This is a genomic window from Streptomyces sp. 549 (assembly GCF_030124175.1).
GTDB lineage: Bacteria > Actinomycetota > Actinomycetes > Streptomycetales > Streptomycetaceae > Streptomyces.
The window spans coordinates 1-8,420 of the sequence record NZ_JASKMT010000052.1 but is presented as its reverse complement, the minus strand read 5'-3'; the positions used below and the strand labels follow the sequence as shown (position 1 = coordinate 8,420).

Sequence of the window (8,420 nt, the reverse complement as noted above, 5' to 3'; positions counted from 1 at the left end):
CCCGGCCCGCCCGGCCCGCCCGGGGCGGACGTCCGGGGACGGCGCAGGCGACGGCCTCACGGGACGCTGTCCGGGGTCGGTGTCGGTGTCGGCGTCGGGATGGTGGGCCGTGCCGTGGCGGCCGGTACGCCGGGCGGCGGCATGGGCGGCGCGGCGGGGAAGCGGACGGCGAGCAGCGCGCGGTCGTCCGGGAACTCCGCGCCGGGCTGGTGGTCGAGGAACTGCCGGCACAGGTTCTCGACGGTGAGCCCGGTGCAGTGGCGGGCGAGGGCGGTGAGCCGGCGCAGCCCCACGTCCAGGTTCTCCCCGCGGCGCTCGATGAGGCCGTCGGTGTAGAGCAGCAGGGTGTCCCCGGCCTCCACGGCGGTCTCGGCCTCGCGGTACCGCATGCCCGGCATCGGGCCCAGCGGCGGCGCCAGCGCCTCCTCCAGGAAGCGGCTGCGTCCGTCGGCGCTGATCAGCAGGGGCGGCGGGTGCCCGGCCTTGGCGTATCGCAGGGTCCGGGTGCGCCGGTTGTAGACGAGGTAGCAGGCGGTGGCCATCAGACCCGCGTGGTAGGTGCCGAGGAACTCGTTGAGTTCCCGCAGGACCGTGCCGGGGTACCGCCCGCAGCGCAGTGCGATGCTGCGCAGCGCGGCGCTGATCCGGGCCATGGCGGCTGCCTCGGGCAGGCCGTGCCCGGCGACGTCGCCGATGGTGAGGCCGACGTGGTCGTCGTCGAGGTGGTGCACGTCGTACCAGTCGCCGCCGACCTCGACCATGTCGACGCCGGGCGCGTAGCTGTCCGCGATCTCCAGGCCGTCGACGGTCGGCAGCTGCGGCAGCAGGCTGCGCTGGAGGCGTTCGGCGAGCCGGTGCTCGTGCTCGTGCAGGCCCGCCCGCCGCACCGCCTGGGCGATCTGCTGCACCACGGCCGTGAGGTGTTCCGGCTCGATGGGGTCACCGGCGTCCGGCCGGATGACGAGGCCGCCGAGCACCACGCCGCCGGCTTCCAGCGGGGCGATGACCGGCTCCTCTGCTTCCAGGGCGCGGCGGGGCTGCGGCAGCGCGGCCCGCCCGCTGCCCTGCGCGTCCTGCGGGCCCTGTGAGTCCTGCGCGGCCTCGGTGGTGGGCTGTCGGCCGTCGTGGTCGGTGGCCCAGATGTCGCCGGCGAGGGCGCGCAGGTTGTCCTGCGGGTCCAGCGCGGGCACCAGCCGCTCCCAGTGGAGGCGCAGCTGCACGCCGGTCGCGTTCAGCGCGGCCGGTGCGGTCTCCCGTACGGCCCGGGCGACCTCCGGCAGCGTGGCCGCCGCGGCCAGCGCGGCGGTGAGCCGGTACATGCGCTGCAGCCGCGCCCGGGTCGCCTTCTCGGTGTTCAGCAGGCGTTCCCGCTCGGCCTCGACGGCGCTGCGGAAGGCGACCTCGCGGTTGAGTGCCTGGACCTGCTGGCTCAGCACGACGAACTGGTCGGTCTGGTCCAGCCGCGTCAGGTGCACCTGCGCCGCCGGGCCGGGGCCGTCCCACCAGGTCGCCCGTGCGCCGTGGCAGCGGAAGCGATGGGTCCGGCCCTCGTCGTCGCGGATGGCGAGCGCACCGGGCAGCAGACCACCGCTGCGCAGCCAGTTGCTGATGTGGGTGCGCAGCAGCGCCGGGTCCTGCACGGCCAGGCCGAACAGGTCCGCTCCTGCGTGCAGGCCGGCGATCGCCCGGGAGGCGGCCGGGTTGGCGGCGAGGACCTGCCCCGTTCCGTCGCACAGCAGCACCGGGTCGGGCAGCAGCCTGGTGACGGCCTGGAACAGGCCCAGGCTCATTCCGTCACCGGCCCCGGGACGGGTTGCCCGTGTGCCACCTGCGGGGAGGCGTCCCCGAAGTACTCCCGGGCCTGGCTCACGTCCATCTCCGGACCGGGCCGCAGGTGCACGACCACCCGGCAGCCGGCGTCGCCGCGGGCGATCGTCTCCAGCAGCTCGACCCTGGCGTAGCCGAGGTTGCGGGCGGCGACGGTGCCGAACACGTTGGAGGTCATCATGCACATCGACTCACGGCCGACGACCTTCTCCGCGAACGGGCAGGTGCGGTTGCCGAGCACGATCTTCTCGTCGTCCTGTTCGATGACGTGGAAGTCGCCCTGGATGCGTCGTTTGAGGTCGACCAGTACCTCCGCGACCTGCTCGGGGCTGAGCCGGTCGACTTCCAGTGCCTTGACGTAGGCCTCGTCGATCTGGGTGCCCACCGACTGGCCGACCAGGCTGATGTACCCGGAGGCCTCCTCCAGACCGACCACCGACTCCAGGGACCCGGCCAGTTCCCTCAGCAGCGTGCGCAGGAACACGTCGCGATCGAGGGGGACGTCCTTGTCGATCGCCCGGTTCATGCGTCGCTCCCTGTCGCGGTCCGCCCGGTCGCGCGGACGCACGACGGCTACAACTTAGAACACGACGGCGGGAACACAGAAGACGTGCCCGTGCCGGGGCGACGGGGCCCACGGGGGGCCGCCGCTCATCTCCGTCCCGTCCGGGGCCGGAGGCGCCCCGTTCGGCGTCGGCCGTCCCGCGTCGGCCGTCCGTGCGGTCGGCGAGGCGTTCGTACGGGTGGTCGTGCGTCGCGTGCGGGCGGCTGTGCGTTCAGGGGCGGGAGACGCGGACGCGGTGGGTGCCGTCCGGGGCCGCCTCCAGCACGTCCACCCGTACGCCGGTGCCCGGGTCGGTGAACGTCTCCCCCGGGGTGTGGGGGGCGTCGCTCAGCTCGGGGTGCAGGTCGGGATCGCCGGCGCGCAGGCAGCCGCCGCTGGCCGGGCGGGCGTCGGCGACCCGTACCGGGCCCGAGCCGCTGCGGACCCGGGTGGAGACGTGCGCGACGAGGACTCCCGGCCGGCACACCATCCGGTCGAGCCGGCTCCGCACCCGGACCTCCAGGGTCAGCACCCGGTCCGGCGCCACGGGTACCGCCACCAACTTCACCCCTTCGGGTCGTCCGCCGGGGGATATGTGGTGCTCGCTGACCCCTGCCCGGGTCACGCAGCGCATCTGGCCGGCGGCCAGCCAGCCCAGTTTCCACTTGTGCCAGGCCATGAAGTCGTTCGTCGGCCCCCAGTCCGACTCCATCACGTCCCAGTGGCCTGCGAGCAGCGGCGCCGGTCCGTCACCGGTCCAGTAGAGGTCGGGCAGGCCGAAGGAGTGCCCGTTCTCGTGCGGCAGGACCCGGAAGGCGCTCTCACCGGGCTGGCGGCTCCACACGAAGCTGACGTTGCGCACCTTCGGCAGCAACTGGTAGCCGGCGAACGTGACGGACAGCACGGTGTCGGTGGCGGGCGGGCCCGCCTCGGGTTCCATCAGCACGTTGGTCAGGTCGAAGTCGGCGAAGTCCACCTCGGCGGCCACGGCTGTGCGTATCTCGCGCATCAGCCGGTCGTAGCCGTGGTTACTGCCGGTGTGCCACCGGCTGGCGCGGCCGATGCCGTACTCGGCCAGCGGGCGGGACATGCGCAGCCAGCGGTGCACCGGGTGCGGCCGGTAGTCGAGGCGGCCGTAGGAACTGGCGGCCAGATATTCGGTGGTGGCGGGGAAGAACTCGGCGTAGCGTTCCCGCGTGCTGACGGTCGCCGGTGCGTCGGGGAAGTCCACGAACACGGTCAGGGCCCGAACCGTCCCCTGGGCGCGCGCGTAGCCGCGCGGCGTGGGCAGCGCCTCGGAGACGTCGCCCGTGTAGCCGCGCAGCGCGCAGGCGCCCGCCGGGCTCAGTCCCGGCCGGACGCGGTCGGCGGCCTCCACCGGCACCGCGCCCCAGGAGAACGCCAGCGCGCCTATCGCCGCGATCACGGTGCTGCGCCTCGGCCTTCCCCTGGTCTCCATGGCCTGATGCTCCCGGCCGCGGGCGGCGGCTGCCAGACGGAGTGAGCCGCCCGGGTGGAGCACGCTGGGTGAGCGGCGGGAGTTCGCGGAGTGTGAGGTGGGTCACGTCGGAGGGGGAAATTAACGGGGACACGCTCCCCGTTTACGACTCGTAGGAACGAAGCGGGGGGGTCTCTCCCCGCTTTCCGGTCCGGCCGGGGAGGCGGGAGACGCCGAAAGGGCCGGGCCGGTCACCGTCGAAGGAGGAGCCATGGCGATGCGAGCGGACGCCACCCGCAACCGTGCACGGATCACCGCCGCCGCACGGGAACTGCTCGCCGAACACGGCGCCGAGGTGCCGCTGGACGAGGTCGCCCGCCGTGCGGGTGTCGGCAACGCCACGCTCTACCGGCACTTCGCCGACCGCGACTCCCTGGTGCGCGGTGTGGTGCTCGACGTCACCGGCAGCCTCGCCGACCGGGCGCGGGCGGCCCTCGCCGAGGAGGCCGACGCGTTCGCCGCGGTCCGCCGGTTCGTCTTCGACGCGATGGCCGAACGCATCGGCGCGCTCTGCTCCATGCTGTCCCCGCGCTTCGACCAGGCGGAACCCGAACTGCTCGCGGCGCGCGATCAGTTGGAGGAGCTGGTCACCCGACTGCTGGACCGGGCCAAGGAGTCGGGCCAACTGCGCGAGGACGTCGCGGTGGGCGATCTCACCGCAATGCTCAGCCAGCTCACCCGCCCGCTTCCCGGCACCGGCTGCGCCCAGTTCGAACGGTTCACGGAACGCCACGTGCTGATCTTCCTCGACGGCCTCCGTGCCCCGGCCCGGTCCGAACTGCCCGGCACCCCCGCGACCATGGAGGCGCTCCGGCAGCCCGTCTGACCCGCCGCAAGCGGCCCGGTCCGAGCGACACCGCCGGCCCCGCCCAGCGCTCCGGTCCGCGACGCGGTCCGCATGATCGCGGCCCGCACCAGTCCCGGCCTGCACTAGTCCCGGCCCCGCACGATCCGCCGATCATCCTTGTCCGATTCTTCCCACACTGCGCCAAGAGGTGGCCCCAGCCATGCCAGAAACGGCACAACAGACCGATCCGAAGCGCTGGAAAGCGCTCGTCTTCATCGCCATAGCCCAGCTGATGGTCGTGCTCGACGCCACCATCGTGAACATCGCCCTGCCCTCCGCGCAGGCCGACCTCGGCATCACCGACGGCAACCGCCAGTGGGTCATCACCGCCTACGCACTCGCCTTCGGCGGCCTGCTGCTGTTCGGCGGCCGAATCGCCGACCTGTGGGGCCGGCGCCGTACCTTCATCACCGGCCTCGCCGGCTTCGCGATCGCCTCCGCGATCGGCGGCGCCGCCGTCAACCAGGGCATGCTGCTCGGCGCCCGAGGCCTCCAGGGCGCCTTCGGCGCGCTGCTCGCGCCCGCCGCGCTGTCCCTGCTGTCGGTGATGTTCACCGACGCCCGCGAACGGGCCAAGGCGTTCGGCATCTACGGCGCGATCGCCGGCGGTGGCGGCGCGATCGGCCTCATCCTGGGCGGTGTGCTCACCGAGTACCTCGACTGGCGCTGGACGTTCTACGTCAACATCCCCTTCGCCGTGGCCGCCGCGATCGGCGCCTACCTGGTGGTCCGCGAGCCCGCCGCGGCCCGCAACCGCTCCTCGCTCGACATCCCCGGCGTGGTGCTCTCCACGCTCGGTCTGGTCGCCCTCGTCTACGGCTTCACCCGCGCCGAGGAGCACGGCTGGTCCGAAGGCGTCACCGTGTGGATGTTCGTCGCGGCGGTCGTCCTGCTCGCCGCGTTCGTCGCGGTCGAGTCGCGCACCCGGTCGCCGCTGCTGCCGCTGCGCGTCCTGCTGGACCGCAACCGCGGCGGCGTCTACCTCTCGCTCGGCCTAGCGATCATCGCGATGTTCGGCCTCTTCCTCTTCCTCACCTACTACCTGCAGATCGTGCAGGACTTCTCCCCGGTGAAGACGGGCTTCGCGTTCCTGCCCATGATCGTCGGCATGATCGCCGGATCCACCCAGATCGGGGCCCGCCTGATGACCCGGGTCCGACCCCGGCTGCTGATGGGGCCGGGCTTCCTCACCGCCTCCCTGGGCATGCTGCTGCTCACCCAGCTGGAGACGGACAGCTCCTACCTGACGCTGATCCTGCCCGCGCAGCTGCTGCTGGGCCTCGGCATGGGCACCGCCTTCATGCCGGCCATGTCGCTCGCCACCCACGGGGTGCGTCCGCAGGACGCCGGTGTGGCCTCAGCCATGGTGAACACCTCCCAGCAGGTCGGCGGCGCCATCGGCACTGCGCTGCTGAACACCATCGCGGCCGGCGCCACCACCTCCTACCTGGCGGCGAACGCGGCCGGCGCGGTCACCGAGGCGGCCCAGCGCACGGTGATGCTGGAGTCGATGGTGCACGGCTACACCTCGGCGATCTGGTGGGCGGTCGGCATCCTGCTCGGCGCCGCGGCGATCGCCGCCGTACTGGTCGACGCCCGGGTGCAGACCGACGCCGCCAAGCCAGGCCCCGACGAGGCCGCGGGCGACGACGAGCCGCAGCAGCACGTGCCGGTGATGGCGCACTGACCGGCTGACGGCACCCGCCACCGGGCACCCGCCCAGCGGGCACGTCTCCCGCCGCACACAGCGGGGGCGTGCCACCCGCGGGGGCGGTCCCGGCGCATCGGCGCCGGGACCGCCCCCGCGCGCCGTGCCGGGGCAGGCGTTCCGGGCCAGGACTTCCGCGTCAGGCGCCGATGGCCTTCTCGTAGCGGGCGACGTCCCAGAAACGGCCGAACTTGCGCCCCACCTCGTGGTAGGTGCCGACGTGCCGGAAACCGAACCGGGTGTGCAGCCGCTCCGAGGCGGCGTTGGGCAGGGCTATGGAGGCGTACGCGCGGTGCACGTCCTCCTTCTCCAGGGCCGCGAACAGCGCCTCGTAGAGGGCCGTGCCGACGCCGGCGCGGGCACGGCCGGGGGCCGTGTAGACGCTCACCTCGACCGAGGTCAGGTAGGCGGGGCGCGCGTGCATCGGACTGCTGGTGGCGTAACCGAGCACGTCACGGGTACCCGCCGTTCGAGCAACCAAGAGGCGGTGCGGGCCGTCTACAGGGTGGGAGAGCAGCCAAGGACGTCGCTCTTCTGCGGTGAAGACCCTGGTGTCGAATGTGATGGGCGTCTCAGCGACGTAGTGGTTGTAGATGCGGGTGAGGTCGGCGAGATCGTCCTCGTCTCCTGCTCTGACCTGGACGTCTGCGCCGCCTGCCACTGCACCGCTCCTTCGTTGAGGGCGGACAGGGTACTGCATGATCCGAAGGTCGACGAGCAGGTTGGGAATTCTGTCCGGATTCCCGACGTTGATTCCTTCGGGAGCGGGAACCCGGATCTCGTAAGGGTTCTCTGGTCCGCCACCGACCAGTAACTGATCACTTGCAAGGGAGCACGCATGGCAACCCGTGCCGTCGCCCGACGTCAGCCGGCCTCCAGGAGCGCCAAGGCCGGCGGGGCAAGCAGTGTGCGCACCGGCGGCGACATCGCCGACCGCGATCTGGTCGGCATGTACCTCGACGAGATCGCCCGCACTCCGCTGCTGGACGCGGCCAGAGAGGTCGAGCTGTCGCTTGCCATCGAGGCGGGCGTCTATGCCCAGCGCGTCCTCGACGGGCTGGACACCCCGGCGGAGGACGCGCCGAGCGCCAAGGCGACCGCCGAGGAACTGGCCGCGATCGTCACCGAGGGCGAGCGCGCCAAGGACGTCTTCATCCGGTCCAACCTCCGCCTGGTGGTGGCCGTCGCCCGCAGGTACCCGCGCAGCGGGCTGCCGCTGCTGGACCTGATCCAGGAGGGCAACGCCGGCCTGGTCCGCGCGGTGGAGAAGTTCGACTACGCCAAGGGCTTCAAGTTCTCCACCTACGCGACCTGGTGGATCCGCCAGGCCATCACCCGGTCCATAGCGGACCAGTCCCGCACCATCCGGCTTCCCGTCCACCTCGTGGAGGAGCTGGGTCGTATCCGGCGGGTGCAGCGGGAGTTCAACCGTGAGCACGGCCGGGACGCCGAGCCGGCCGAGCTGGCAGCGGAGTTGAACTCCACGCCCGAGCGGGTCACCGACGTCCTGGACTGGGCGCGCGACCCGGTCAGTCTGAACATGTCCGTCGACGACGAGGGCGAGACGCAGTTCGGTGACCTCCTGGAGGACACCTCCGCGATCTCCCCCGAGCAGTCGGTGCTGTCGCTGCTGCGCAGTGAGGAGCTGGAGAACCTCATCGCCCGGCTCGACCACCGCACCGCCTCCATCATCAAGGCCCGCTACGGCATAGAGGACGGCCGTGAGCGCACGCTCACCGAGGTCGGCAGGCAGCACGGCCTGACCCGGGAGCGCATCCGGCAGATCGAGAAGCACGCGCTGCTGGAGCTGAAGAAGATGGCGCACGACACCGGCTTCGACGCGGCTGCCTGAGCCGCCCGAGTCGAACCGGGCCGAACCGGAACCGGGCCCCGGGGCCGGGCGACCGCACCCCGCGGGCGACCCGCCCCGGGGCTTTGTGGTGCCTCTGGGGAGGTGCTGCCCCTGGGTTCGGGCTGGCCCTGGGGGGGGGCTGGT

Annotated in this window: 7 protein-coding genes; 3 read left to right on the top strand and 4 right to left on the bottom strand. The window is 72.5% G+C overall.

Annotation, left to right across the window (positions count from 1 at the left end; all coding sequences use genetic code 11):
• Positions 1 to 56 precede the first annotated feature (56 nt).
• The 3 genes from QNO07_RS27250 to QNO07_RS27240 form a co-directional block, all read right to left on the bottom strand.
• On the bottom strand, positions 57 to 1,790 hold the full coding sequence (locus tag QNO07_RS27250; RefSeq protein ID WP_283995214.1) for a SpoIIE family protein phosphatase: 1,734 nt from the start codon (positions 1,788 to 1,790) through the stop codon (positions 57 to 59).
• Positions 1,787 to 2,353, bottom strand: a complete 567-nt coding sequence (locus tag QNO07_RS27245) for a methanogen output domain 1-containing protein (RefSeq protein WP_283995212.1) — start codon at positions 2,351 to 2,353, stop codon at positions 1,787 to 1,789. Before QNO07_RS27245 ends, QNO07_RS27250 begins: the two co-directional genes overlap by 4 nt.
• A gap of 250 nt (positions 2,354 to 2,603) precedes the next feature.
• Complete coding sequence (locus QNO07_RS27240) at positions 2,604 to 3,830, bottom strand: M6 family metalloprotease domain-containing protein (RefSeq protein WP_283995211.1); 1,227 nt, start codon at positions 3,828 to 3,830, stop codon at positions 2,604 to 2,606.
• Positions 3,831 to 4,080: 250 nt separating this feature from the next.
• On the opposite strand from QNO07_RS27240, the gene QNO07_RS27235 reads away from it, so the two are divergent.
• Together QNO07_RS27235 and QNO07_RS27230 are read left to right on the top strand one after the other, a co-directional pair.
• The gene (locus QNO07_RS27235) at positions 4,081 to 4,695 is read left to right on the top strand and encodes a TetR/AcrR family transcriptional regulator (RefSeq protein WP_283995210.1); all 615 of its coding nucleotides are present in this window, start codon (positions 4,081 to 4,083) and stop codon (positions 4,693 to 4,695) included.
• A 181-nt stretch (positions 4,696 to 4,876) separates the two neighbouring features.
• A complete protein-coding gene (locus QNO07_RS27230; protein WP_283995209.1) occupies positions 4,877 to 6,403 on the top strand; it encodes an MFS transporter in 1,527 nt (508 codons plus the stop codon).
• Between the two features lie 160 nt (positions 6,404 to 6,563).
• Here the strand turns inward: QNO07_RS27230 and QNO07_RS27225 are convergent, their stop codons facing one another.
• Complete coding sequence (locus QNO07_RS27225; RefSeq protein ID WP_283995208.1) at positions 6,564 to 7,085, bottom strand: GNAT family N-acetyltransferase; 522 nt, start codon at positions 7,083 to 7,085, stop codon at positions 6,564 to 6,566.
• A 177-nt stretch (positions 7,086 to 7,262) separates the two neighbouring features.
• Between QNO07_RS27225 and QNO07_RS27220 the strand changes: the two genes are divergently transcribed.
• Positions 7,263 to 8,276, top strand: a complete 1,014-nt coding sequence (locus QNO07_RS27220) for a sigma-70 family RNA polymerase sigma factor (RefSeq protein ID WP_283995207.1) — start codon at positions 7,263 to 7,265, stop codon at positions 8,274 to 8,276.
• Positions 8,277 to 8,420 lie beyond the last annotated feature (144 nt).